This window comes from Agrobacterium sp. 16-2014-1-2a (assembly GCF_053522705.1).
On sequence record NZ_JBNWBX010000006.1, the window covers coordinates 1 to 26,064 of the forward strand.

Annotated in this window: 23 protein-coding genes and 1 pseudogene; 10 read left to right on the plus strand and 14 right to left on the minus strand. The window is 56.6% G+C overall.

The genetic code is table 11. The features are described 5' to 3' along the window. A pseudogene (locus ACQZ45_RS17725) lies at positions 1-101 on the plus strand (GNAT family N-acetyltransferase); the annotation flags it as partial. Between the two features lie 69 nt (positions 102-170). Here ACQZ45_RS17725 and ACQZ45_RS17730 read toward each other — a convergent pair. The 3 genes from ACQZ45_RS17730 to ACQZ45_RS17740 form a co-directional block, all read right to left on the minus strand. Beyond that, positions 171-926 (minus strand): alpha/beta hydrolase family protein, encoded by a 756-nt coding sequence (locus ACQZ45_RS17730; protein WP_111795143.1) that lies wholly within the window; start codon positions 924-926, stop codon positions 171-173. 130 nt (positions 927-1,056) lie between these two features. Continuing rightward, complete coding sequence (locus ACQZ45_RS17735) at positions 1,057-1,689, minus strand: CatB-related O-acetyltransferase (RefSeq protein WP_448742389.1); 633 nt, start codon at positions 1,687-1,689, stop codon at positions 1,057-1,059. An 873-nt stretch (positions 1,690-2,562) separates the two neighbouring features. Continuing rightward, the gene (locus tag ACQZ45_RS17740) at positions 2,563-3,327 is read right to left on the minus strand and encodes an AraC family transcriptional regulator (RefSeq protein ID WP_060642116.1); all 765 of its coding nucleotides are present in this window, start codon (positions 3,325-3,327) and stop codon (positions 2,563-2,565) included. Positions 3,328-3,410: 83 nt separating this feature from the next. Between ACQZ45_RS17740 and ACQZ45_RS17745 the strand changes: the two genes are divergently transcribed. Beyond that, positions 3,411-4,127, plus strand: a complete 717-nt coding sequence (locus tag ACQZ45_RS17745; protein ID WP_111791112.1) for a class I SAM-dependent methyltransferase — start codon at positions 3,411-3,413, stop codon at positions 4,125-4,127. Positions 4,128-4,462: 335 nt separating this feature from the next. On the opposite strand, the gene attM is transcribed toward ACQZ45_RS17745, so the two are convergent. Genes attM through ACQZ45_RS17760 form a run of 3 tightly spaced genes read right to left on the minus strand, consistent with a single transcriptional unit; the run spans position 4,463 to position 7,935 of the window. After that, on the minus strand, positions 4,463-5,254 hold the full coding sequence (gene attM / locus ACQZ45_RS17750; protein WP_003517310.1) for an AttM family quorum-quenching N-acyl homoserine lactonase: 792 nt from the start codon (positions 5,252-5,254) through the stop codon (positions 4,463-4,465). A gap of 45 nt (positions 5,255-5,299) precedes the next feature. Beyond that, the gene (locus tag ACQZ45_RS17755; protein WP_019565705.1) at positions 5,300-6,460 is read right to left on the minus strand and encodes an iron-containing alcohol dehydrogenase; all 1,161 of its coding nucleotides are present in this window, start codon (positions 6,458-6,460) and stop codon (positions 5,300-5,302) included. Between the two features lie 20 nt (positions 6,461-6,480). Continuing rightward, on the minus strand, positions 6,481-7,935 hold the full coding sequence (locus tag ACQZ45_RS17760) for an NAD-dependent succinate-semialdehyde dehydrogenase (protein WP_111795140.1): 1,455 nt from the start codon (positions 7,933-7,935) through the stop codon (positions 6,481-6,483). A 55-nt stretch (positions 7,936-7,990) separates the two neighbouring features. Between ACQZ45_RS17760 and blcR the strand changes: the two genes are divergently transcribed. Next, positions 7,991-8,818, plus strand: a complete 828-nt coding sequence (gene blcR, locus ACQZ45_RS17765) for an IclR family transcriptional regulator BlcR (RefSeq protein ID WP_111808668.1) — start codon at positions 7,991-7,993, stop codon at positions 8,816-8,818. 355 nt (positions 8,819-9,173) lie between these two features. On the opposite strand, the gene ACQZ45_RS17770 is transcribed toward blcR, so the two are convergent. From ACQZ45_RS17770 to ACQZ45_RS17800, 7 genes are all read right to left on the minus strand, one after another. Continuing rightward, positions 9,174-10,241 carry a lipocalin-like domain-containing protein gene (locus ACQZ45_RS17770; RefSeq protein ID WP_111808670.1) on the minus strand — a complete coding sequence of 356 codons (1,068 nt, stop codon included), beginning with the start codon at positions 10,239-10,241 and terminating at the stop codon, positions 9,174-9,176. Continuing rightward, positions 10,231-12,639: an ABC transporter permease gene (locus ACQZ45_RS17775; RefSeq protein ID WP_162688317.1), complete on the minus strand. Its 2,409-nt coding sequence runs from the start codon at positions 12,637-12,639 to the stop codon at positions 10,231-10,233. The genes ACQZ45_RS17770 and ACQZ45_RS17775 overlap by 11 nt, the downstream gene beginning before the upstream one ends. Continuing rightward, a complete protein-coding gene (locus tag ACQZ45_RS17780) occupies positions 12,636-13,295 on the minus strand; it encodes an ABC transporter ATP-binding protein (RefSeq protein ID WP_019565700.1) in 660 nt (219 codons plus the stop codon). The genes ACQZ45_RS17775 and ACQZ45_RS17780 overlap by 4 nt, the downstream gene beginning before the upstream one ends. 502 nt (positions 13,296-13,797) lie before the next feature. Then, the gene (locus ACQZ45_RS17785) at positions 13,798-14,880 is read right to left on the minus strand and encodes an ABC transporter substrate-binding protein (protein ID WP_060642125.1); all 1,083 of its coding nucleotides are present in this window, start codon (positions 14,878-14,880) and stop codon (positions 13,798-13,800) included. A 27-nt stretch (positions 14,881-14,907) separates the two neighbouring features. After that, the gene (locus ACQZ45_RS17790; RefSeq protein WP_013637373.1) at positions 14,908-15,765 is read right to left on the minus strand and encodes an ABC transporter permease; all 858 of its coding nucleotides are present in this window, start codon (positions 15,763-15,765) and stop codon (positions 14,908-14,910) included. After that, entirely contained in the window at positions 15,755-16,657 is a 903-nt protein-coding gene (locus ACQZ45_RS17795; protein WP_448742390.1) for an ABC transporter permease, read from the minus strand. The genes ACQZ45_RS17790 and ACQZ45_RS17795 overlap by 11 nt, the downstream gene beginning before the upstream one ends. Continuing rightward, the gene (locus ACQZ45_RS17800; RefSeq protein WP_013637371.1) at positions 16,654-17,766 is read right to left on the minus strand and encodes an ABC transporter ATP-binding protein; all 1,113 of its coding nucleotides are present in this window, start codon (positions 17,764-17,766) and stop codon (positions 16,654-16,656) included. The genes ACQZ45_RS17795 and ACQZ45_RS17800 overlap by 4 nt, the downstream gene beginning before the upstream one ends. 204 nt (positions 17,767-17,970) lie before the next feature. Between ACQZ45_RS17800 and ACQZ45_RS17805 the strand changes: the two genes are divergently transcribed. The 5 genes from ACQZ45_RS17805 to ACQZ45_RS17825 all read left to right on the plus strand — a co-directional run bounded on the left by ACQZ45_RS17805 (position 17,971) and on the right by ACQZ45_RS17825 (position 23,317). Continuing rightward, entirely contained in the window at positions 17,971-18,654 is a 684-nt protein-coding gene (locus ACQZ45_RS17805) for a GntR family transcriptional regulator (protein ID WP_448742391.1), read from the plus strand. Between the two features lie 120 nt (positions 18,655-18,774). Further along, on the plus strand, positions 18,775-20,109 hold the full coding sequence (locus tag ACQZ45_RS17810) for an aspartate aminotransferase family protein (protein WP_013637370.1): 1,335 nt from the start codon (positions 18,775-18,777) through the stop codon (positions 20,107-20,109). Then, positions 20,109-21,824 (plus strand): acetolactate synthase catalytic subunit, encoded by a 1,716-nt coding sequence (locus ACQZ45_RS17815; RefSeq protein WP_013637369.1) that lies wholly within the window; start codon positions 20,109-20,111, stop codon positions 21,822-21,824. Before ACQZ45_RS17810 ends, ACQZ45_RS17815 begins: the two co-directional genes overlap by 1 nt. Continuing rightward, the gene (locus ACQZ45_RS17820; RefSeq protein ID WP_111795136.1) at positions 21,821-22,600 is read left to right on the plus strand and encodes an SDR family oxidoreductase; all 780 of its coding nucleotides are present in this window, start codon (positions 21,821-21,823) and stop codon (positions 22,598-22,600) included. Before ACQZ45_RS17815 ends, ACQZ45_RS17820 begins: the two co-directional genes overlap by 4 nt. 39 nt (positions 22,601-22,639) lie before the next feature. Then, positions 22,640-23,317, plus strand: a complete 678-nt coding sequence (locus ACQZ45_RS17825) for a response regulator transcription factor (RefSeq protein ID WP_111783710.1) — start codon at positions 22,640-22,642, stop codon at positions 23,315-23,317. Positions 23,318-23,330: 13 nt separating this feature from the next. Here ACQZ45_RS17825 and ACQZ45_RS17830 read toward each other — a convergent pair whose 3' ends face one another. After that, entirely contained in the window at positions 23,331-23,546 is a 216-nt protein-coding gene (locus ACQZ45_RS17830) for a hypothetical protein (protein ID WP_041694754.1), read from the minus strand. A gap of 320 nt (positions 23,547-23,866) precedes the next feature. On the opposite strand from ACQZ45_RS17830, the gene ACQZ45_RS17835 reads away from it, so the two are divergent. Both ACQZ45_RS17835 and ACQZ45_RS17840 read left to right on the plus strand, forming a co-directional pair. Then, the gene (locus tag ACQZ45_RS17835) at positions 23,867-24,592 is read left to right on the plus strand and encodes a response regulator transcription factor (protein WP_111783709.1); all 726 of its coding nucleotides are present in this window, start codon (positions 23,867-23,869) and stop codon (positions 24,590-24,592) included. A gap of 125 nt (positions 24,593-24,717) precedes the next feature. Continuing rightward, entirely contained in the window at positions 24,718-25,959 is a 1,242-nt protein-coding gene (locus tag ACQZ45_RS17840; RefSeq protein WP_448742392.1) for an 8-amino-7-oxononanoate synthase family protein, read from the plus strand. Positions 25,960-26,064 lie beyond the last annotated feature (105 nt).

Here is a 26,064-nt window from a genome sequence, read left to right on the forward strand (position 1 = left end):
CCGACGTTCCGGCGAACAAACTCTACGAAAAATTTGGCTTCAAAGAAACTGCTCCGCGATCGCTGGGAATGGCATATCGGGTTACTTCGGCTGAACCTTGAAACGAGCTTGCAAAACGGCCGCAATTGGCGCAAAGCGGAAGACGGCAGTCGGCCCTAAGCGGACGACCATCAATGAATAGTCGCCATCGGTGCGAACACTCGGGTAAGGAAATTGCGGAGAATGGGAGTGACCTGATCGCGGGGAAGCCGATGACCGCCATCAAGCGCGTGAAAACGTACAGGGACCCCCGACCTTGCAAGAGCCTCGGAAAATCGTTCAGCCTGATCGACCGATGCACGATCATCATATTTGCCGTGGAGAAGTAGGGTTTCTGATCGGATGCTATGAGCATGATAGAGTGCGGATCTATCCAGGAAGGCCTCGTCTGAGATACCTGCTTCGTTTCGGATAGCCTCTTGCAGGCCTCGTGCACTTGTCTTGTAGGCGTCTCTCAAGTCATAGACGCCTCCCGTCAGTATGATCGCTTTGAGATCGGCCACCTTGGTTGCCACCATGGCAGAGGCGACAGCCCCACGGCTGTTGCCATAAAGTACGATACGCTCTGGATCGACCGATGGCTGCCGCTTGAGGAAATCCAACGCCGCGACAATCGCTTTCTGTGTCGACGGTCCGCAGAAATCCGCTGGTCCGTCCGATGTGCCGAAACCAGGCTGCGATACGGCGGCCGCTGTTATGCCGAGGCGCGAGGAGAACCGTACGAGCGATCCATCTTCGACCGCTTCCTGTCCACCTAAAAGAAGTCCTCCCTGATTACCGTGAACGAACAGTATCGCTCCGTTTCGTCGATCCGAAGCACGCGCCTGGAATAGCTGAACACGAGCGCCATCGCCCCGATCTATGGTGTGTTCTGTTACCTCAGCCATGGCGGTCACCCCGTTGCAACTGCGGGTGAGGATACGGCGGGATGTCCTACCGTCAAGGTCCCCAAATGGCGCTTCTGCGACATGACAGCCTTGGGCCGATTGCGAACATTACGAGATGGCGAGCCCGGCGCTAGGCGATTTTGAGAGCGTCAAGGTCACCATTACTCAGAGATGCTAAATTGGCTTCAATCTTCTCGATTGGCCAGTCCCACCAAGCAATATGAAGCAAGGCATCTATCACCTCAGCGGGATAACGCATCCTAATGACGGTAGCGGGATTGCCGCCAACCACGGCGTAAGGCGGGATATCGCGAGCAACGACCGAGGCTGCGGCCACGATAGCACCCGCGCCAATGCGCACACCAGGCATGATAGCCGCGTTGTGGCCGATCCAAACGTCATGACCGACGACCGTGTCTTTGACCGGCAGTTCCTTGTAGCCAAACGTCTCGGGCTTGAAGATTCGAAATGGATATGTCGTGAAACCAGTCATCGGATGATTGGCCGAGCTGGTTATGAAGTAGCAACCCTTAGCAATCTGTACAAATTTGCCGATCAGCAGCCGCTCGCGACATGTGTGACCGAGATAAGGGGCCAGTATCTGGGCTGTCTCTTCTGGGGTTCCAGAATGCGTGAAGTAGCTGTATTCGCCGACCTCGATACGAGGATGGTCGACGACGTTCTTTAGATACACCGTGTCCGAATAAACCCTGCCGTCAGGCAGGATGATGGGATGGATTGCGTCGGGATCGAGGAGCGACATGGTGAACCTTTTACTGCCCATTCCGACGCTACACGAGGTCGGGCGTGTTGAGTAGGCTAGATTGACGTGATCGGAATGACGATATCCCTTCCAAGCCACGGAAGCCACCGTGCCGCCTTTATCGCTGCCATGAATGGTTTTTATAATGGCTTGGCGAGTGTTTGTGCGCCAATGACCGCTTCTGGCGCACAGGTGACGTGTTACGCCGCTGCGAAGCGTTGCCTGCTTTCAGGCGCGTCCCATGATGGCCTCTGTGACCGACACGAAGGCGCTTTGCCGACTGGCCGGAGCCGCCCCATTATCGCCGTTCACTATGCGGGCTGACTTCCCGGAAGCAATCATCGCGGGGGGGCCTTAGCTGTAAAGGTAGCGACGCATGCAATAGAGCAGCGTTGCCATTTCCGCGTTCTCGCGCAAGTCGATCGCGCGCCTGAAGAGGAACCGATGGGTCGCCTCGTCGACGCCATTAGTTAGCTCGCATTCAAAGGTGAACCGATGCGTCTGTGAGGATCGGCTGGTTTAGCGAACGGAAGCTTCCGTGAACTTAATGCGGGCCGAACGACCGATTGAAGCCGCTTTGCCAGCTTGCCAGACCCGATCCCATTCTGGCCGTTTGGCGCCAGAACGCCAACGCCCAAAAGCTGCCGCGAGCAACTAATCTAAAAGCTTGCCTTGCGCTCCGTCCTTATGCCGCGCTCGCAGCTTCCCCAAGGTCTCGTGTGAGAAACATGACGGTCGCCAAATCGAACGTTCCTCTGGGAAACTCTCCCAGATTGTGCCACTCGACACGAGCATCGGCGGTCGTGCCCTGGAAAGTGGCCTCAGTATTGGCCGAGAGGGCAGGAGCACTGTCGGGAACTAATATCCTCTGCCTCATGGTCGTGGTTTGCTCTGGGCCGGCGGTGAGCCGAACTTGCGGGAATAGGCGCGGGAAAATGCGGCGGCGCTGCCGAAGCCGACCCCGGTGGCGACCGATTTGACACTTCGTCCGGCGCGCAGTTCTGCTCGTCCAAGCGCCAGGCGCCAGCCATTGAGGTAGGCGATAGGCGACTGGGCAACGGTTTGCGTGAAGGTGGAAATGAATTGTCCGCGCGACATATCCGCTATGGCGGCAAGGTCCGCAATCCGCCAATTTCGCGCCGGATTGTCATGTATGGCCACAAGGCTGGGATGCAGTGCGGGGTGCGCCAGACCCGCCAGTAATCCCGCATCGACCGTGCCGATCGCTATTGCCTTGCGGATCGCAAGCACGACGATGATCTCGCATAGACGCGCCTCGATAGTACCGCCACCACAGCGGGCGACCTCGACCTCGGCCACCATCAGTTGACACAAACCGCGCAATTCCGGTTCGTTGGCCAGTGAAAGGCACAATTCGTCTGGCAGTGCACCGACCAACGGATTGGCACTACCGCCAAAATCCACTGTGGCGCCAGCGCATATAGCTGCGCCATCCGGCAGCGACGCCGTGGATCTGGCGCGATAAAGCAGATGGGTCGGTTCACCTGCGCCATGGACATTGATGATCAGGAGGTTAGCGGCTTCAGCACAATCGCAACGTGATGCGCCAAGATGAAAGGCTTTCAGGAAAGCCGTCAACCGATCATGTTTTCGCCCGGAATCTGAACTTTCAGTCATGTATTTCCTCCCTTTCCTGATCGCAAATCTTGTATCCTTCTTGAGCGAAGCACGCCAGCACGTCTAAACAGACAAGAGACAGCATGACACAGGATTCTGCAGCTAAATTTGACGCCTCCCGCGCAGGGGAATACGCACGACAGAGCAGGATAGCGCTGGCCGGATATGACGCCTGCCACGAGCTTTCCGCCTGCATGCTGTCGGCAGCTCTGGGCGAAGGAACGGCGGCACGGGTTCTGGTTGTCGGGGCCGGCGGTACGGCGGGCGAAATCATCGCCGCCGCTCGGCTGGAACCGCAATGGTCCTTTGTCGCCGTCGATCCTTCAGCACCGATGCTCAACCTTGCACGCGATCATCTGGTCAGGGCCGAAGTGTCTGACCGGGTGGAGACCGTCCTCGGAACCGTCTCCGATCTGGATAGAGCTCCATCGTTTGACGCTGCAATCATGATCGGCGTGCTGCACCATTTGCCAGGGAACGCCGCAAAGCAGGATGTTCTGGCGCAGATTGCAATGCGGCTGTATCCTGACGCGCCCCTGATTGTGGCGGGGAATTATCGGGCGTATGCGTCGCAGCCCCTGCTCATGGCAGCATGGGCAGCACGCTGGCGTATGAACGGCGCCGGGCCAGAAGAGGTCCAGGCCAAAATGGGCAAGATTCTGCAGGGTGCGGAGCCACCCCGATCGGAAGACGAGGTCATTTCATTGCTGGAAGGCGTTGGTTTCAACGAACCGCTTCGGTTTTTTGCAAGCCTGTTTTGGGGAGCATGGCTGGCCCGACACGTGGGGAACGCTAAGTGAGCGCCATGATCTGCTCCATTTGCAGACAGTTTGGACCAAAAAGACAAGTTTACTCTAAGCCATCCGGTATTGGCAAATTGTCAGCCGGAACCCTGATGGCTCAACGTAACGCCGGGGCGAAAAACGTCGTATGAGCACACTCGCGCAGCTAGAGGATAGCTTTCAGGCATTCGAAGCGACAACGCGAGCGACTTGAACGAAGGCGTATATCCGGAAAAGGCCGATGCGCCGAAATACACGGTCCCGCTCGGCTCGGTGCCCTTGGCTCATATGATAAAAATCGGCGAGGCTGCATGCAACCTCGCCGTATCTGGCCGTTGACTTGCGCGTTCTATTTACGCGTAAAATTCGGGAGCCTTCTTGAAGTTCGCCCAGGCGTCAGGGTCATGGCCGGTGACGACTGTCGCATCATGCTTTTCGGCATAGGTGCGGAGCTTCTGAACAGACCGGACCGTGTCAACGGTCGAGGCAAGGAAGCCAGGCAAAGCCTTCTCTTCCCAGTGGTCCAGTGTGTAGGCAGCATCGATCGTCAGGAGAAGCGGTTTGCTGTTTGGCAGGCGCACCAGAAAGGACTGGTGGCCGGGCGCATGACCGGGCGTGAAGATCGTGGTGAGCGTGCCGTCGCCGTAAACGTCGTAATAATCGTCCTGCGTACCGTTGAGGAACTGCCACTTCAGACCCGGCTTGTCGAAGTCCTTGCGGATATAGCCGCCGCCAGCAAACCAGTCGGGCGTAAAGGCATACTCATATTCAGAGCGCTGCACGATGTGGGTTGCGTTGGGGAAGCGACCGATGGCGCCGGTATGATCGAGATGCAGGTGCGACTGCACAACATATTTGACATCGGCCGGATCGAAACCAAGCGCCTTGATCTGGTCAACGCAGCCCTGGTCCTTGTCCAGTACTGGCCAATAGACATCGCAGATGCCGCCCCAATGGCCACGCGGATCCGTTGCAACTTCAATCGCGTTGCCGCCGTCGATCACGGTGTGCCCAGCAGGATGGGTAATCAGGAAAAACGGAACGGGGATCTCATAGTCCGCACCGTTCCCCTGGTTCATCTTGATGTTGTGTACCTTGCATTTCAGCGTACCCGACTGAAGCATGTAAAGTCTGATATCGGTCACTCGTTTTCCTCCCTTGGGACTGAAGATATTGCTGTAAGAAATGGGTCAGAACGCCTCGCGGTAGAGCGCAAGCGCATCCTCTTCGCGGACTTCGACCGGATTGTTGACCAACAGACGGCTCTGTTTCATTGCGTCGGACGCAAGCATGGCGAGCGTGTTGTCCGTCACGCCGACATCGCGCAGACGTCGCGGCGCGCCGCTTTCGTCCATCAGCGTTTCCATATGCTGAACGAACGCATCCGAACGGGTTGCCGCATCCCCTTCACCCGGAACACCCAGCACGTCGGCAAGCTCCGCATAAAGCGACGCGGCAGCCTTCGCGTTAAAGCGTAAAACCGGCCCCAGCATCAGGGCATTGGAAAGCCCGTGTGGCACGTGATAATGGCCGCCCAGCGGATAAGCGAGCGCGTGGACGGCGGCCACCGGTGAGTTGGCGAAAGCCTGACCTGCCAATGTCGCACCCAACAGCATGCCTTCACGGGCTTTCCGGTCGGTGCCGTCCTTGCAGGCGGCGATCAGATTTGCACCGAGCAGACGTAGTGCCTCGCGCGCCAGAGCATCTGATAGCGGGTTCTTCTTGTGTTTGCTGGTGTAAGCCTCGATGGCATGCACCATGGCATCGATACCGGTGGCAGCCGTATGGACCTGCGGCAGTCCCACCGTCAGTTCAGCATCCAGAAGAACGAAATCAGCGTAAAGCTGCGGAGAAACAACCCCCATCTTGGTGGTTTCTCCCGTGGTGATGATGGAGATGTTTGTGACTTCCGAACCGGTACCGGCCGTGGTCGGCACCAGCACGAGCGGCAGGCGTGATCCCTTTACGTTGCCGATCCCGTACATGTCGGCAAGCGTCTGGTCGGAAATCAGAAGGACAGCCACGAGCTTGGCGATGTCGAGCGATGAGCCCCCGCCAAGACCGATGACGATATCGACTCCGATCTGCCTTGCGGACTCGACGCAGTCGGCAACGATGTGCTCTGGCGGATCAGCAACGACCTTGTCGAAGATGGTGACGTTAAAGCCGCTCGCCGCAAGAGCGTCAGCAATCGGCTTGATGAGGCCGGCCTTGATGAGACCTGCATCGGTAATCAGCAGCGCCTTGCGCGCCTGAAACCTGCCGGAGAGAATCTCTCCAAGACGCTGGGCGCCACCCCAGGCAACCTGCATGGAGGGAACGGTGCGGAATTCGAAAGGGTTGATGGTCATCTGATCCTCCCAGCGTGATCTCAGCCGATGGCCGAGCACAGGTATTTGATTTCAAGATATTCATCGATGCCGTAGTGCGAGCCTTCGCGGCCCAAGCCGGACTGCTTCACGCCACCGAATGGTGCGACTTCGTTGGAGATGAGGCCTGTATTGTGGCCCACCATGCCGTATTCGAGCGCTTCTGCGACACGCCATGTCCGGCGGACATTCTCGGTGTAGAAATAGGCCGCCAGACCAAATTCGGTGTCGTTCGCCATGGCGACCGCTTCGTCTTCCGTCCCGAACCTAAAGAGCGGGGCGACGGGTCCAAAGGTCTCCTCACGGGCAACCTTCATGGCCTGGGTTGCACCGGTCAGAACCGTTGGTTCGTAAAACGTGCCTCCAAGAGCATGGCGCTTTCCGCCGGTGACGATCGTTGCTCCCTTGCCAAGGGCATCAGCAACGTGATCCTCGACCTTTGCCACGGCATCCTGGTCGATCAGTGGACCGATCAGAACACCAGGTTCGGTGCCCTCACCGACGGACAGGCTTTCGACCCTTTTGACCAGCTTTTCCGCGAATGCGTCGTAAACACCATCCTGGACATAGATCCGGTTGGAGCACACGCAGGTCTGTCCGGCATTGCGGTATTTCGAAACGATCGCGCCCTCAACGGCCGCATCCAGATCGGCATCATCAAAGACGATGAACGGCGCATTGCCACCAAGTTCCAGCGACAGTTTCTTGATCGTCGGGGCCGATTGCGCCATCAGCAGACGACCGACTTCGGTCGATCCGGTAAAGGAGATCTTTCGCACCGTGTCGCTTTCGGTAAATACCTTGCCGATATCGCGTGCGGCGCCCGTCACCACCTGGAAGACACCGGCGGGAACGCCCGCTTCTTCGGCGAGAACACCCAGAGCAAGTGCGGTGAGAGGGGTCTGCTCAGCCGGTTTGACGATCATCGTGCAGCCTGCGGCAAGTGCCGGGGCCGCCTTGCGGGTGATCATCGCGGCCGGGAAGTTCCATGGCGTGATCGCGGCGCAGACACCGATCGGCTGCTTCAGGATGGTAATGCGCTTGTCCGTGGTCGGCGAAGGAATGGTATCGCCATAAACACGTTTGGCTTCCTCCGCGAACCATTCCACGAAAGATGCCGCATAAAGGGCTTCGCCCCTTGCTTCCGCAAACGGCTTTCCCTGCTCCGCAGTCATCAACGCACCAAGATCGTCAGCGTTCGCCACCATGAGATCAAACCATCGACGCAATATGGCAGCGCGGTCCTTCGCAGCACGGCGGCTCCACTCGGAAAATGCCTTGCCTGCTGACTCGACTGCAGCTTCAACCTCATCTGCCGACAATGAAGGAACGTGACCGATGATCATCGAGTTGGCGGGATTTTCCACCGCAATCGTCTTGCCATCCGCAGCTTTCAGCCAGCGACCATTCACCAGGCAGGCATCACGTAACAGCGCCGCATTTTTTAGCTTGATCATCGACCTCTCCCGCACTAAAGTTCAACTAATTGAACTTGAATCATTAGAGTGAACTATGGGCCAAAGGGGCCAAGTGTGTCAAGGAAGGTGCATGGCTGAAGATCAACAATCGTCGCAAATATCAGACACTGTACCGGCACTCAGACGCGCCGTGCGTATTCTGGATCTTGTGGCAGGTTCGCCGCGGGACCTTACAGCCGCCGAGCTGACACGATTTCTGGATTTGCCCAAAAGCAGCGCGCATGGCTTGCTTGCGGTGATGACTGAGCTTGATCTTCTGGCGCGATCTGCCGATGGAACCCTGCGTATTGGACCCCACTCGCTCAGATGGGCGAATGGTTTTCTATCGCACCTCGATATCGTATCGACATTCAACGACCATCTCGCCCAGCGCCACGACCTCGATCCCTACACGGTGACCCTCACCGTCCGCGAGGGTGGCGAAGTCGTTTACATCGGCTGTCGCAACTCGGCCCAGCCGCTTGGACACACGTTTCGGATCGGTATGCGTCTGCCGGCGCCATTCACGGCCACCGGGAAGATCCTCCTGTCCGATCTCGGGGCCGGTGAATTGAGGATGCTGTTCTCTCAGTTTCCACAGCCTCTGACATCAAGGAGCGTTGCTGGCCTTTCGCAGCTTGAAGAGGAACTGGCTTTGACGCGCGCTCGCGGCTACTCCATCGACGATGGTCAGATCCGCGAAGGTATGCTTTGCATTGGCGCAGCGATACGCGATTACTCGGGAGCCGCATCTGCCGGCATTGCAATCAGTCTGATCCGCAGCGAAGCCAGCGACGAAAAAATCGCTAGCCTTGGTGAGGAGCTTCGCACCACTGCCAACGCGCTTTCTGAAAAGCTTGGGTACCGATCGCAGAAAGACTAGTCGTAACCCGTAGCGGTATAGACGATGCCGACCAGCCCAGCTTTGCTGTATGCGCCAGTGCACCGATACCCTAGGTAGCCCCTGTCCCGAGTACGGCTGCGCCGAGCGCAGTTCCGGTCGAGAACATAAAAAACATCATCGATGTATTGAGCACCAAGGGAAAAGACTTCGGTCCGCAGATGCACGATCCACCGCGTTGCCTTGTTCCTAACTGGGACGAAGCCGAACAATGGGTTGTCATCACATGACGGCTACTTCGGAGCGTGTCCGGGGTGTCGCGCCTACCCGAATAAGACGGCGTCTGTAAGCTCAGGCACCGTTCCAGCCGATATCTCGTCTGGGACAGTGGGACAGGCTAATATCCGGTCATCTCCAGATAACCTTGTCCTGAGGTGCTTCCATCAAACTCTATTGGCCCCTCCCAGTAGGGGGTTGACGTCGCCATCCAGGCTTTCTCGTTCAGCGGCTTCGTCTTTATGTCTAGGCCACGGCTGGGTATCTTCACGCTCCATTCGACCGGAATGCTCTTTCCGTTGATATCTGCGGTCCGCAACGGACTGAGCAAGACGTCTTTCGGATCGACGGGAGACGGCCTGCCATCGGCGGAAATCCAGTTGGCGGAGATGTAGCCGCTTTTGTCGTCACGCAGACGGAAGGCCATGAGTTTTTCGCCGGATGCAAGGTGAAGGGAAAACCAGTCCCATCCCGTCTGGCTCGAGGCTAGCGGTTGCGACGACCATTCCCGATCGAGCCACGCCTCGCCCGTTACCTCATGGGCTTCACCATCAAGAAAGACGCTGCCGCTGACACTGTAGAATGGCTGGGAGTAATAATAGCTTGCCTGGCCCTCTGCCGATTTAGCCGAGTAGCCGTTGTCCCCCTGACGCACCAAAGGCCCGTGGGCCTGAAGTTTCAGACGATATCGGAAGCTCTCGCCACTGGCGTTCAAATCAAGCTGATCGAGGTCGTCCCGTGCATTGTCAGTTCCTGCCTTCATTTGCCAATTGTCAATCCAGGCGTCGAAGGGTTCGCCTTTGACCCCCGCCTGTCCCACGCCTCCCCGCGCCAGCCGTTCGGCAACATGGTGGCGGCTCGCAGTCGTCACGGCTGCGTGGCCAATCCAGATTTGAGGGTCGGACCATCCGGGGCGCTCGACAGGTTCAAGCGCAGAACGAAAGAGTGTCCATTGGACGCCCATGCGCTGTCCATCGGCCGTCCGCAGATTTGCAGTAACGTACCACCACTCGATCCTGAAACCGGGATGTGCCTTGTGGTCTTTTGGAAAGACGAGTTCAACGCCTCGTGTGGGAATGCTGAAGCCTTCGGCATTTGACCCGAGGCCCGCAAAGCCTTGCCCCATGACCGGCGTGGGCAAGGAAGTGCATGAAGCGCAAAGGAGCAGGAGGACGGCTTTAGCGTTCACTGGCGAATATCCTCAGAAGATCGGCCGGCGCGGTTTTAGCAAGCCTTCGAACAGGGATCAGGACCGAAATGATGGCGGCGAACAGCGCAACAAGACCCAGCCTCAGCCAGTCCAGCGGAAACAGGATCAGCGGCAGTCGCCATCCGAAAGCCTCCACATTGATGATTGCCAGCAAAACCCAGGCCAGTCCCAGCCCGACAGGGATGGCGGCAATGAAGGTCACAAGCCATAACGCAAGAGTTCGCAGAACTTCCAGCATCGCAAGGTCGCGGCGACGAAGTCCAAGTGCCCAGACAGGAGCAAGCTGCGGCAATCGAAGCGAAGCGAGCGTTAGCTGGCTCGAAAACATGGCAAAACCCGCCACCGCGAGCGTGAGCACATTAAGCGCGCCGGTGACCGCAAACGTCTGTTCGAAGATTGCAGCAGACTGCCGTTTCAGCGAGACCTGGTCGACAATATTGGCTTCGGGCAGGCCGAACTCCGTCATGAGGCGTTGTCTGAAGCCCGCAATCTCCTGTGGCTCCATGCGAAGGCCGTATCTCAGCTTTTCCACGTCCGGGTAGTGCTGGACAAGGGCATCAAGACCAATGATGATTTCGCCCCTCGGATTGCCATAGTCGGAAAACACCCCGACGACGCGGGCTTTCCAGCCACCTGGCATTTCTATCTCTGCGCCGGGCGACGCCTTTCCTGACCTCCAGAACTGTTCGTTGACCAGCGCACCCTTCCCGCTCGCGATCTGGTCCCATGTTGCGGGCGCACCCGAAATCAACGGCCAATGATCCCTATATGTCGCATCGTCAGCGACGCCGAAGATGCGGACCTTCTGCCCCGAAATTTCCCCTTCCGTACTCCAGATGGGTAGAACCGCCCTTGCGTGGTGGGGAAACCACTGCCGCAGACGCGCAGCTTCAGCCTCGTCACGGGCCGTCACATAGACCTCTGCGGCCAAGCGCTGATCGAGCCATCCGACAAAGGTTTGCCTGAAGCTTGAGACCATGGTGCCGACCCCGATATTGGCCGACAAAGCGAGCAGCAATGCCATTAGCGCCAGGGAAAGACCCGGCAGTTGCTGGCGCGTATCGGCGAAAAACCAGCGGGTCAGTCCGTGTCCGGAGATGTGTTCGGCCGCTCTCATGCCCAGTGCCAGCAAGGTTGGAAGAATGAGTGCAGCGCCCAGAAGAAGCGCTGCAAGCACTGCGAAACCTGAAATGAGCCCGCCACCCAGCAGCACAAGCGCGCCGGATCCAAAAAGCAGAACCATCCCGGCGGCCGCCTGATGGAGGAGGCTTTTCGTGGACACCATCGCCCACGCCCTGCCCTGTGCCGTGGACAGTATCGGCATCTTCCAGACGCGCAGGAGATGTTGGAGCGAGGAGAGCCCGGTCCCCACCAGCGCCATTGCAAGGCCGGCGATCCACCATTCAGGCCGCAGCGAGAGTGAACCGGCAACACTGGCCCCGTAAAGACCACGCAGGGTCGCGGCCACGCCCGGCAATAGAGCCGATGCGACAACGTAGCCGACGACAACGCCCAGCGCTCCCGATACCAGCGCAAAAAGCGCGGTTTCGATAACCAGCATCACGGTTAAGGAGCGAAGCGAGACCCCGAGCGACCGCATGGTCCTGAACGACCCACGCCGTTGCTCGAACGACAGGCCCGTTGCCGAATACACGATGAAGAGACCGACAACGAAGGCAAGAAAACCAAAAGCCGTCAGGTTGAGATGAAAACTGTCCGTGAGGCTTGCGACGTCGGGCCTGCTTCTTGCCTGTTCGAGGGAAAGTTCAGGGGCTATGTTTCCGATCGTCGGAAGATCGGGGTCTTGCGATGGCGAAACGATAAGCCGGCTCAGTTCACCATTGCGTTTCAACAGGCGGTCAGCTGTGGAAATATCGACAAATGCTGCGCCATCGGGGAGATCCGCTCGTGCCTTAAGGGAAAGGCCAGAGGTATCTTTCAATGTGGCAGCCGTTGCAGGCGAAACGATCATCTGTCCGGGCGTCTGGACGAATTCCACCAGCCCGGACGGATCAGATGGTGCAGGCACCATTCCGTCGGATGGCATGGTCAGGGGGTCGATGCCGATAAGCCTGATACGCGTCGCACCAAACCTGTAATCGCCTTCAATGATCGGAGAGACGTGCAAACCTGCCCTTCGAAGCCGGGCATATGTTTGCGAGGAAATTCTGCCGCCGTCCTTTGCCACCAGTTGATCCAGCTGGTTTTGCGCCAGGACCGAGGCCGCCCGGTCATAACTTGCTCTGGCTTCGGCATTGATTGCCTGGACCGCGCACCAGAGGCCGGTTGCAAGCGTGACGCCGACAATGAGGGTGAGAAGCTGAAGCGGTCGGTAGCGCCAGTGTGAGAGCAGCGCCCGGAAGGCGGTCCAGTTCATTGCGAAACCTTCCCGCCACTCAGCGCGATACGCCGATCGAGTTTTACCGCCAGCCGGCTGGAATGGGTCACCAGGAGGAGTGTGATCTGCGCGGACTTTGTCAGTCTCAACATAATATCGATGACGATATCAGCCGTCGCCTCGTCGAGATTACCTGTCGGCTCATCGGCAAGAATGAGGGGCGGTCTTGCCGCAAGCGTACGTCCGATCGCCACCCTTTGCTGCTGACCGCCGGAGAGCTGTTCGGGATAGCGTGCAAGCAGCTCTCCGATCCCCAGCGCCTCGACCAGGCTTTTTTCCCAGACCGGGTCGAATCGGCCCGCCAGCCGGGCGTGAAACGAGATATTGGATCCGACATCGAGGCTCGGAATGAGATTGAACTGCTGGAAGATTAAGCCCACCTCCCGGCGTCGGAAGCTCGCTCGACCGGCCTCGTCGAGATCGGTTATTTTCCGACCCCTCACCGTGATAATGCCACTGTCGGGCAAATCAAGGCCGCCGGCCAGATGCAAAAGCGTACTCTTTCCGCTGCCGGATTCCCCCGTCAGGGCAAGACTTTCGCCGGCTTCAAGTGAAAGGTCGACGCCGTTCAGGACCGGGATAATGCCTTCGGCTGTCTGGTAGGATTTCTTGATGCCGGAAAGTGAAAGGACCATGGCTCTTCGATCTCTGCTTCGTCCTATATGGACCGATATGCTGGCGGATCTCAACCGGTTTAGATACCGATATTCGACGCGCAGCCTAAACGACCGCACCGTTTCTGCCTGTAAAGTCGCCCTCCCCTCTGGCGTCTCCCCCCTCCCGTTCCGAGCGTGAGATGGCACCCGACACAAAAAACACTCGCCGTAGCCTTCCGACAGTCATGGCGGCTCCAGGGGGCCGGATTGACCGACGAACTACATGATCAACGTGACGGTGTATGTCGCGGCCCCTTAGATCATTTCTGAGCCGGGCACCATCCGGACAGCGGACTGCACAATGACGGGTTCATCGCGCAAAAATCTCTTCTGCATAAAAGAGAGATGCGACGTCTGAACCCGCTCTTGCTCTGCTGTGGTCTTGCGAATGCGGTGACGCGGTCGGCGCAGGCGCCCAAAGAGAGCCGTCTGCGCATCTGCTCGCAGCCTCAAGGAAGGTGCCTTGGCTCCCTCGGTTTTTTCAGCGTATCCATGAGTTCCAGCGCTGCACCAGCATGCCCATGTTCGCGTTGATCCATTGTGCATCAGGGACGATGATCCGGTTTTCAACATCTGCCGCAGATGGGAGGGTGGCGCGAGCCTCAGATGACATCTGCGAAATCGCTTTCTGACTTGGAGGAGTGCAAGAAAGCGTTTCGCAGGCTTTGGCCTGCACCGCAGGATTCCTTAGCCAGAACTCAATGAGCTTCAGCGCATTTTCCCGATTCGGTGCGCCACGCACGAGCGCTATTCGATCGCCCACAAGAAATGCGCCATCGTAACTCCAGCCTATCTTGTAACCTTCTGCTTTCAAGGCCTTCGCGCGCGTCAACCAGATCTGTCCAACGCGATACTCGTCATTGCGAAACGCCTGAACGCTTTGATCTCCCGTCCTCCACCAAACCTGTACACTGTCCCTGACTTCATCAAGCTTGCGAAATGCTCGATCTACATCAAGTGGGAAAAGTTTTTCTCTCGGCACTCCGTCCGCGAGCAATGCTGCGGCCAACACTCGCCATGGATCGTCAAAATTAGGAAAACTTCGAGCACCCGGAAACTTCGCCAGATCCCACATGTCAGCCCAAGTTTGAGGGTTGCTGCCGTTCTCATTCAGTTTGTAAGCCAAAAGGGTGGAGGTTGACTGCAATTTTGCCCCGCCGCGCGTACAAGAGTCGGCCAGCAGGTCCGTGCTGTTAATGAACTGCTTGCAAAAGTCTGACAGGTCTTCCGTTATGGCGAAGTGTGCGTCGGATCCAGCTTGAATCTCGCCATCCAGATAGAGGTCCCAGGTGACGTTGCCTGTTTGAACCATAGCAGTGACCTTCGCCCGCTTCTCGGCATCTGTTCCAGAAACAGTGACGACTTTTATTCCTGTCGCTTTCGTGAAGGGCTCGAACCACGCTTCACGCAGGGCCTTTTCGTAGGTACCTCCCGTCGTAGCAATGACCACACGTTGCTCGGCACTCGCCTTTTCAAGCCCAAGAGCGAACATGAGAGCAAAGGCGACGAACACGTAAAACGCGGATTTCAGGCAAGCCTTCGGCGTCTGATCCGATCTGATCATTTCAAATCCCCTTCAGTTACTGTGGAGTTAGTGTCTGCTTCGAGTAGTCAGAAGTTGCGCCGCCGTCATGAGCACGAGCGAAATCGCGACGAGCACGGTTGACGCGGCGGCGATCACTGGCGTGAGATTGAAATCGATATCTTCGAACATCTTGCGTCCAATCGACTTCCCGCCAATGTCAGAGATGAAGAACGAAACCGTCGCGTCATCGAACGACGCAAGAAATGCAAAGACCGAAGCCGCGGCGACGCTCGGGCCAATATTAGGCAGCATCACGAGGAAAAAGCTCTGGAATCGATTTGCGCCGCAGTTGAGAGCCGCGAGTTCGAGCGAAGGGTCAAACTTCTGCACCGCAGCACCCACCACGATCATGACATAGGGGATGGCTAAAACTGTGTGCGCGAGAACAAAGCCTGCAAACGTCCCCGTTACTCTCCACGGTGAGAACACCAGGTAAAGCGATACACCCAGAACCACGTGCGGGACGATCATTGGCCCAAGCGCAAGGCTCTGCAGAAGCCCCTTAAAAGGCAATCTGCTCTTTGCGAGCGCTAGCGCTGCTGTCGTGCCAATGGTTGTTGCCACGATAGCTGTCGCGAATGCGACCTGCAGGCTGAACAATGTTGCCGACATCCAGTCAGGATCAGAGAAATACGCCCTATACCATTTTAAAGTGAGGCCTTGCGGTGGAAACGCAAGGTAGCTGCCGTCATTCAGGCTCATCGGGATGACGAGAAATGTCGGCAGGATCAAGAATACCGTTATCAGGAAGACGAAGAAGCCTGCGGTATAGATCCGTACGATATTGCGATACCGTCCGACGGCATTGCGCAGTGGCCGCGCCAAAGAAGGCCGGACCGGAAATGTTGAACTATCAGATGCCACTGTTCAGCCCCTTGCTTAGCGAAAGAGTTCTTCGAAATATGATTACGACGGCAAGCGTGACGACCAGCAGTGAGGTTGAGAGCGCAGCCGCAAAAGGCCAATCGAGCAGGACAGTCGTCTGTTGACCGATGAGCGTTGCCATCATGAGCGATCCTGCTCCCCCTACCAACGCCGGGGTGACGTAGAAACCAAGTGCAAGAACGAAACTGATAACGCAGCCCGCAAATATCCCAGGAAGGCTCAGAGGAACAATGATTGCGCGAAAAGCGTGCAATCGTGTTGAGCCAAGATTCATTGCCGCCTGAACGTACTCCGGAGGGATAGCCCGCAGTGCCGCAAAAATAGGCATGATCATGAAGGGAAGAAGGACATGGGTCATTGCGACGATGACCGCACCCTGTGTGTAGATCATGTGCAGGGGCTCGTCGATGAGCTTGCTCGAGAGAAGTGCCTGGTTGATAATGCCGGTTCTCTGAAGCAGCACAATCCAGGCATATGATCGGACCAGGACCGATGTCCAGAGCGGAATGAGCACGCATCCCGTCAATATGAGGGCCCAGGGGTGTTTGATCCGGACCATCGCGTAGGCTACAGGAAAGCCTAGGAGCAGGCAGCAGCACATAACCGCAAGTGCCACGACCGTCGTGGAGAACAGGACGTTTAGATAAAGCGGGTCGCGAAAGATGCGGATGTACAGCTCGAGGCTCATGTCCGGCATACTGAGTGCGACGAGCCTTGCCAGAGGATAAACGAACCCTATCAAAAGCATGAGTGCAGCTGGCAGAAGCAAAAGCAATGCGCCTGCATGGGAATATGTTTTTGCAGAGGGCGTAGAGCACATCACACTTTGTAAATTGGCGAGTGCTCTGGAAGCGGGTGAAGAAGCGCTCATGCCGCAGACGTCTCCTCTTTTGAAAAAAAGCTGACAGCCTGCGGGTCCGGTACGAGATCGACCGTATCGCCGGCGCGGAAATTTACCTCACTTCCGGTGACGACCTGAACCTCCACCAGCGGTGATCCTGGCAGGTCCAGACGGACCATGAACGCATGGAATGATCCAACGAATGCAAGACTCTCGATCTCAGCTGGTATTGCCCCAAAACCTCGAGGACCTCGTTTTTTCAAGGCGATCCTCTCGGGACGCATGGCAAGAATTACCTCGTCACCAAGCCGGAGTGCCGCCCGTGCCGCATCGACAGAAGCGGTCCGGACAAATACGTCGTCGGCCAATCGCACGAGCATCCCGTCGTCTTCAAAAGAAACAATCTCTCCTCCGACGAAGCTCATTTTTCCGACAAAATCAGCAACAAAACGGGTTGCGGGCGCGTGGTAAAGACTGGAAGGAGCCCCTATCTGAACGATGTTTCCGCCCTGCATTATCGCAACGCGATCGGACATCGTCAGCGCTTCTTCCTGATCATGCGTTACATAAAGGACGGTTGCTCCCACCTGTCTCTGGATGCGCTTGATTTCGAACTGCATGGCTTCACGCAATTTCTTGTCTAGCGCGCCGAGGGGCTCGTCCATCAGCATAACGGGCGGCTCAAACGCAAGCGCTCTTGCGACCGCCACACGCTGCTGCTGGCCACCCGACAGTTCAGAAGGAAACCTGTCAGCAAAACCGGCCAGGTGAACGAGGTCAAGCATGTCGTCTGCCCGCTTCTTCCATCCGGAGCGCCACCGCGATCTGAGCTTTAGCGGGAAAGCAATGTTCTGACGGACAGTGAGATGGGGGAAAAGCGCGTATTTCTGAAAGACCATCCCGATATTTCGCTTATTCGGCGCAAGGTCGGTCACGTCTCGGTCGCCGATCACGATCCTGCCTGCCGTGGGACGCTCAAAACCGGCAATCATGGTCAGGACGCTGGTCTTGCCTGACCCAGATGGGCCCAGCACTGACACGAACTCGCCTGGCTCCACGCGGACGTCAACACCAGCGACTGCAACGACGTTGCCATAGCTCTTCGCGAGCCCGTCAAGATTTAGAGTCTCACCTATCAATACCTCACCCCTCCGTTTTTTAATGCCGCGACGAACGTGAAAACGAGTGCTCGGAGCAGCTTTCAAGATTATCTTGCCAAGCCAGCGACGCGTAACAGATTAGATGCTAGTAGCGTTTATGATGTCACATAGCGTTCGCAAAAACTTTGCATTCCATTTTTGTGACATCAAAAATGTGGTGAGTCAACGGAACAAGAGGGGAAAATGATCGACATTTTACGTGATGAGAGCGATACCGGCGCCCAAGGCCAGCGAATGGGAAGCATGGTTTATGACGTGCTACGGGAGAGAATGATCCGCGGCAGCTACCCTCCCGGGCACAAGTTTACTGTCCGGGGGATAGCCAGCGAACTCGACGTGAGCACGACGCCTGCGCGCGACGCGTTGAACCGCCTGACAACCGAATCGGTACTTGTTTTTTCCGGCCCCAAGACGCTCATCGTTCCGACGCTCACAAAGGCGGAATTACGCGATATCACCGTTACGAGGATCGCCCTAGAAGGAACCGCCGCGGAATACGGAGCAAGGAATCCCGACGAAGCGACAAATAGAAAACTCATTGATATACAAAGAGTTATAAACGAGAATTTAGCGGCGGGCCGGTATCACGATGCTCTGTGGCACAACAAGGAATTCCACTTTGCCATCTATAATCTATCCGGACTGACCGGCCTGCTCAGCATGATTGAAACTCTGTGGGCGCGCATTGGCCCTACACTTCTCAACCTCTACCCCGAGTACGCGCAAAACCGCCAGGGTGTCCACAATCACATGGTCGCGATTGAGGCTCTTATTGACAAAGACCCGGCCGGTGTGCGGGCGGCGATAGAGAACGATATCAGGGAGGGTTACCGCAAACTTCGCAACGCCGTTTCGGTGACAGACTAATTATAACCTGAACTTAAAATTGACGTCACATATTGACTCATCAAATTTTTGTTGCAACAAAATTGCAAATGACCGGCGCAGTGTGCCTGTCTTCCTCCAGGACAAGGGTTTTATGGTTCAATGCTGTCATCGTCGAATACCCCGCTAACAGGTCCCACCGACCGGCAAACGTCCATCGCGTTCTTTGAACGCGCCTCCACCGTTTTTCCAGGCGGTGTCACACGCGCGACAATTGAGCTGGATCCCCACCCGATCTTTGTTGCCTACGGGGAAGGCGCGTTTGTGACCGACGTCGACGGACACCGTATGCTGGATCTAAACAATAACTTCACGACCCTGATCCACGGACATGCCTATCCCCCAATAACTGAAGCGATCGCCGGACTACTAAGAACAGGCAGTTGCTTTGCTAATCCGATGAACCATGAAATCGATCTGGCCGAATTGCTAGTAGGCAGGATTCCGGCTGTTGAGCAGGTCCGCTTCGTCGCGAGTGGAACGGAAGCGGTCATGTTTGCCATCAAAGCCGCTAGAGCAACGACCGGCCGGGTCGCAATCGCTCGGGTGGAGGGTGCATACCACGGCGCATATGACTGGGCAGAGGCGGGCCAGCACGCATCGTCGAATACGCCCCGCGCCGCCTATCCAGGCATGCCAGCAAGCGTCATAGATGACGTCGTGCTCCTCCAATTTAACTGCCCCGCGCAGTTGGAGCAACAGATCGCGATGAATGCCGGGCGCCTTGCCGCTATTCTTATCGATCCGATGCCCAGCCGGGCAGGTCTCATAGAGCCGACACAGGAGTTCATCGCAACAATCAACAAGGTGGCGAAGCAACATGGGATCGTCATTATCGCGGATGAAGTACTGAACCTCCGCCAGGGCTTCGCTGGAGCGTCAGCGCGCTACGGTCTGGAGCCGGATCTCGTCACAATGGGGAAGATCATCGGCGGTGGCTTTCCAGTAGGGGCAGTCGGTGGACGTCAGGAGATCATGTCGGCCTTTGGCAAGCAAGGAAGCAAGGCACCATTGACGCAAGGCGGAACCTTTTCTGCAAATCCCGTGTCGATGGTCGCTGGCCGTCTTGCGATGGAAGCCCTGACGCAAGATGCTTTCCAACGTCTCGAACATATGGGCAACCTGGTTCGCGAGGGGTTGAGGTCACGCATCGAACGTCACGGCGCAAATCTGAGCGTGACGGGAGCGGCTTCGCTTTTTCGAATACACGCCAAGAAAGTGGCGCCGGCTTCTTACCAGGACAGCATTCCGACAGCTTCGGAAGACGTCGTTCTGAAACTGCTGCGCAGACACTTTGCAAACAATGGGATCTTGATGCCCTACGGCGCCGCTGCGTCGCTATCAACGCCCATGACGGACAATGACATGGGTGACATTGTTTCCGTCTTTGACGATTTCCTCGTAAATCTCGATCGACATGCCTGGGAGGCCGCATAATGGATACTGCAGTTCATGAAACAACCGTCGCTGAGCGTATTGCCCAAGCGTTGAGGCGCCATGATGTGGAGGTGATCTTTGGACAAAGCCTTCCGTCGGCGGTCATTTTGGCGGCCGAAAAGATCGGTATAACGCAGATTGCCTATCGTCAGGAAAACATGGGTGGCGCCATGGCCGATGGTTACGCCAGGCGTTCGGGCAAAATCGGGATCGTGGCAGCCCAGAACGGGCCCGCGGCGGCGCTGCTGGTTGCTCCGCTGGCTGAAGCACTCAAGGCTAGCGTCCCGGTCGTTGCACTTGTCCAGGATGTGGAGCGTGATCAGACTGATCGGAACGCGTTTCAGGACCTCGATCACATCAGCCTCTTTCAGTCATGCACAAAATGGGTTCGTCGTGTTTCCGTGGAAGAGCGGGTAGACGATTACATCGATGCCGCGTTCACCGCCGCCTCGTCTGGCAGAGCAGGTCCCGCAGTCCTGCTTTTTCCTGCGGATCTTTTGCGATCCGTATCTACTACCCCTTCAAGGAGAAGAACGAACAATCTCGGCCATTGGCCGCTCGACAGATCACGTCCCGCCGACAAAGATCTTGATATCGCTGCGAAAGCGATTGCGAACGCACGCGCACCTGTCGTGATAGCAGGCGGCGGCATCCACGCCTCCGGGGCTGCCCAGCAGTTGCGACTGCTGCAGGACGAATGCTCGATACCTGTGTTCACAACGAATATGGGCAAGGGCGCAGTTGATGAGTGGCACCCTCTTTCAGGAGGCGTACTGGCATCTCTTGTCGGTCCGAAGTCACTGGGTCAACACACGGTCGAGATCGTTCGCGAAGCGGATCTTGTCGTCTTAATCGGCACGAGGACGAACCAGAATGGAACAGACAACTGGCGCCAGTATAGTCCCGATGCCCAGATTATTCACATAGATACCGATCCACAGGAGGTCGGCCGAAATTTTGAGGCAATTCGTCTTGTTGGTGACGCACGGGAGACCTTGGCCGGCCTACGCGAAACGATCAGGCTTTGTGACTTGCGCCTCAGAACCGTTTCCCGAGAGGCCGTCTGCAACCGTCTTCGGGAAAGCTGGAGGAAATTCAATGATGATCGCCGAGTCTATTACAGCTCTGAGGCCTCACCGCTTCGTCCCGAACGGATTATGGCCGAGCTTCAGGGGGTTATCGATGAAAACACCACAGTGGTGGCGGACGCAAGTTATTCATCGATGTGGGTCCTCGGACAACTCAGAATTTCTTCCGAAAGGACACGTGTGCTCACCCCCCGGGGTCTTGCAGGACTTGGGTGGGGAGTTCCCCTTGCAATCGGAGCCAAGGTCGCCGCACCTGAGAGCGATGTTGTAGCGCTGGTGGGAGATGGGGGATTTGCGCACAGCTGGGCCGAGCTTGAAACACTGGTCCGCATGCAAATTCCGATCACGATCATCGTGCTGAACAACGGAATTCTTGGCTTCCAGCGTGATGCCGAAACTGTAAAATTCGGAAGGTACACAACCGCCTGCCATTTTGCAGAGGTCGATCACGTCAAGATTGCACACGCGTGCGGATGCGATGCGGTCCGGGTCACGCAACCGCAGGACCTCAAGGCCCATATGCAAAAGGTCAAGAAAAGAAAGTTGCCGTTGCTGATAGAGGTTATTACCGATCCCGAAGCTCACCCGGCACTTTCTCTCTTTGCTCGGATGGACAGTGCGGCATGACGAGGGATCGCCAGAGCCGAGTCGCAGTGGTCGCCGGAGGCACGTCAGGTATCGGACTGTCGGTTGCACGACATTTACTCGGTATTGGCCACAAGGTCGCGGTTTTTGGGCAGACAGAAAGCGCGGCGAAGGCCGCGCGCTCGTCCTTCGAGGCTGAGATAACATCTAACCAGCTATTGGTCGGTTGTTGCGACGTCAGAAATCCAGGCGAGGTTGCCGATTTCTTTCGCGATGTCGAAACCTTGTGGTCGTCCACTGCGCTACTGGTTTATTGCGCGGGCATTTCGCCGAAAGCAACGGACGGTGTGGCCAAGCGATTTACCTCGGTTGGCCTGGACGAGTGGAATGATGTGCTGGACGTGAATTTGACGGGCGCCATGCTCTGCTGTCAAGCAGCCTTACCAGGTATGGTCGACATGGGATTTGGCCGGATTGTCCTCATCGGCTCGCTCGCAGGTCGAACACGGCCTATGATCGCCGGCGCGGCATATGCAGCATCAAAAGCCGGGCTCGCTGGCCTGGCCCGTGCGCTCGTCAGCGAATTTTCAGCCGACGGGATTACAATCAATGTCGCCGCTCCGGGTCGCATCTTGACGCCAATGGCGGGAACCGCGGCGACGCCAGTCAATCTCGACGCAGCAAAACGAATACCCACCGGGCGACTAGGAGAGGCTGAAGAAGTGGCACGGCTGGTCGGCTTTTTAGTCTCCGATGAAGCCGCTTTCATCAATGGAGCGATCATAGACATCAACGGCGGCGAGTACACGCCCGCCTAACCCACAAATTGTCAGACGCAGAAAACAAAGCGAAGGGAGATGCTCGTGCATCACTCGATCTTAATCCACACGACTGACCCGGAGCTCTACCTGATTTTGCGTTACATTCTCGAGCAGGCCGGCCACGACGTCGACCTGCTGCCGAAACTCGACATGTTTTTACCGGATGATGCTAATAGTCAGCCACAACGCCGCACGGTACTGATCTGCCTTGCAATGGACGATCTGCTCCGCTCAGCGGTTCTTATAAAGAAAGAACAGCCCGACATTCGAGTTGTCGGCTTCCCACTTGACAATAAAAAGATAGACGGCGTTCAATCATCCGTATTTGACTATCTGGTCAGGCGCCCTTTTGACCCAGGCAACCTGCTTGAGTTTCTCAAGTTTGGCCTGCGTTGCAACACAACCGCACCAACTGATGTCAGCGTTTTTGTCGATGACGTGGAAATCAATGTTGCATCCGTCCGGGTCCGGCGGGGTGAGACGCACATCAGTCTTTCGCCCCTGCATTTCAGGATCCTGTTGTATCTTGCAAGAAACACAGACAGGGTCGTCAGCCGTGACGAACTCATCCGGAATTGCTGGCCCGAGGATGCCGATGTCGAACCGCGTACGGTGGACATTCACATCGGCAAAATAAGACGGTCTTTGAACCGACACGGCCATAACGTCATCAGAACCGTGCGCTCCGCAGGATATTCGGCCACAAAATTATAATCCGGCGCACAATTCATACGTCAGTAAGCGACCGAAAAACTCTGGCCCAAAAAAGAAAATCGCGATCCCTCCCGTCGAGGCGTGCATCAATAGCACTGAAGGCGACGGCGAGCGCGGCATCTGTACCGAAAATCACTCTGGCAATTGCCGTGGCGTCGGCTTCATCGCAAGACGTGAGAATGTCATCGCCGGCGCTATCGGCAATGCCTGTACTTTTCCAACTACGCATGTAACCTCCGAGCCACCCGGCGCGGAACAACGAATATGCCGGGCGTTCAGGCTCGTTTCAGAGATGCAGAGCGCAGCGCCTGCATGTTCGCCCATGGCTATTCGATCAGGTCACGGCTTTCCCGCCCATAAAGCGCAATGGGCCTCAAGAAAGCATCTTTATGATGTCACATAATACGCTCCGACTTCAAGCGACTTGCCGGAATATCGAGGATAATTTGTTGATTATTCTATTTTACATAAATGACTACCAGTGATTGCATTATTTTTTGTGACATCATATGACGGCTACGAACAGACGTTATGTATTGAGGATCTGAGATGCAGCACGGGATAGAAACCAAAGCCGCAGTCGCAATTCTTACGGAGAACGCGGACTATTTTGCGATGCTCAAGCACATTCTCTCTACGGAGGGCACGCGGGCGGTTCTCTGCGATAGAAACGAAATCGGCGACAAAGTTGCCCAGCCGGACATCGTCGGACTGATCCTCGATGTGGATCGCGATCACCATGGGGCAGCCATCATCTGCCAACGCATCAAATCGTGTGACAAGACGGAAAAACTGCCAGTACTTGCCATCATTCCCAACGGCGACACCGAAGCCTATATGGAACTCATGCGTGCAGGCGCGGATCAGTGCCTGATCCGCCCATTCTGGCCGCCACATCTGCTGGACTTTCTCGAAGGCATAAACCCTGTACGGCAACAGCCAGTCGCGACAACGTCACAAAACGCATCCCTTAAACTGGGCGAAATCGAGCTTTGGCCAGAACGCAAACGCGTTTTGGTTAGCGGCGTCGAGCTCACTTTGGGACCGATCGAGTTCAAATTGCTCGAACACCTTCTTACGGCTCCCGGGAGAGTGTTCAGTCGAGACGAGTTGATAACAGCGGCGTGGCCGAATGAGGTTTACGTGCAACCACGGACGGTTGACGTTCACATTGGCCGTATCAGGCGGCACCTGAAGAAAGCGGCGGGCTTCGACATCATCAGAACTGCGAGATCAAGCGGCTACGCCATCGATGTAGCCGCGCAGCCGGCGTAAGCGCCGTTCTGGTTTATGACGCCAAAGGTTTACAGAGATTTCTCAAAATCTTCCGAGAGCGTTTGTTGATACTTGCGATAATTTGCCGATCCTGCATGCATCTTTTTGGTTAGGGGACCTGAGAAATGTCGACCGACAAATCGCAGCAGCACGCAAGCCGAAACACCGGGGGATTGATAGATCATGCGCAAGACTACTTCAACGCGGCTCACCAGCAGGGCTTGATGGCCCTATATGCGCGGCCAAGGGCTGCGAGGCAGGTAGACATCGTTTTTGACGGCTTTCCATCACAGCGCATAACTGATTTCGTGCGTTGTTCATATCTGGGCCTCGACAATCACCCGCTCGTCATAGACGGCGCGATCAAGGCGATTGAGGAATACCGGGCACTGCACTGGTCATGTGCAAGGACGCGACTGAATTTTGCAATCCTGCGCGACTTGGAAAATTCGCTTTCAGATCTCTTCCAGGCGAGGGTCATCACCTACACAACCGTGCTGGCGGCGAACATGGGAGCATTACCTATCGTCGCCTCCGGACACCTCACCGGCGGCATCAGGCCGATGATGGCTTTTGACCGCCATGCGCACGCAACGCTCGCATTTCACAAGGGCACAATCGCTCTGGAAACGCAGGTCCGTACGTTGGCCCATAATGATCTAGACGCATTGGAGGAGTTGTGCCGGTCTAACAGGGCTGTGGCTTATATTTGCGACGGCGTCTACTCGATGGGTGGAAATGCGCCCATTTGTGATCTGCGCTATTTGCAGGACCGATATGGCCTGTTTCTCTACATCGATGACGCCCACGGCGTATCAATCTGCGGGAAGAACGGTGAAGGATTTGTGAGGTCACAATACGGAAACGAACTCGGCGAGCGAACTATCATAGCCGCGTCGCTCGGAAAGGGTTTTGGCGCCTCGGGCGGAATGTTGATGCTTGGTACGGCGCGTCAGGAAGAACTATTCCGTCGTTTTGCTGTCGCGCACGCTTTTTCTGCGTCACTGAATGTTGCGGCAATTGGTGCAGTTTCAGGTTCGTTGACAATACACCGCAGCGACGAGCTTTTGCGAAGACAGCTGGCTCTCAGTTCCAATATCGAACTTTTGGACTCGATGTTGGCAACAGAGCAGAGCGGAGCACCCTTGCCAATTCGGACGGTGAACCTTGGCACCGAAGAGCGCGCCGTCAACGGGACCCGGGCGCTGCTCGATCGGGGAATTTATGGCTCGGCGATATTCTTCCCGACAGTTGCGAAGGGGAAGGCCGGCATTCGCGTTTGTGTCACCTCGGACCATACACCTGAGGAAATCAAGGCACTTTGCGCAGCCCTGTCAGAGATCATGGATGACCAGGCAATATCGTAAGTCCGCATCGGGCTGCAGTCTCTCAGAAGGCCGGCCTTGCCAAGAGAATGAGCGGCGGGTTTGCGGACAGCAACATTTGTTGCCAGCAAAGTGTGATGTAAACTA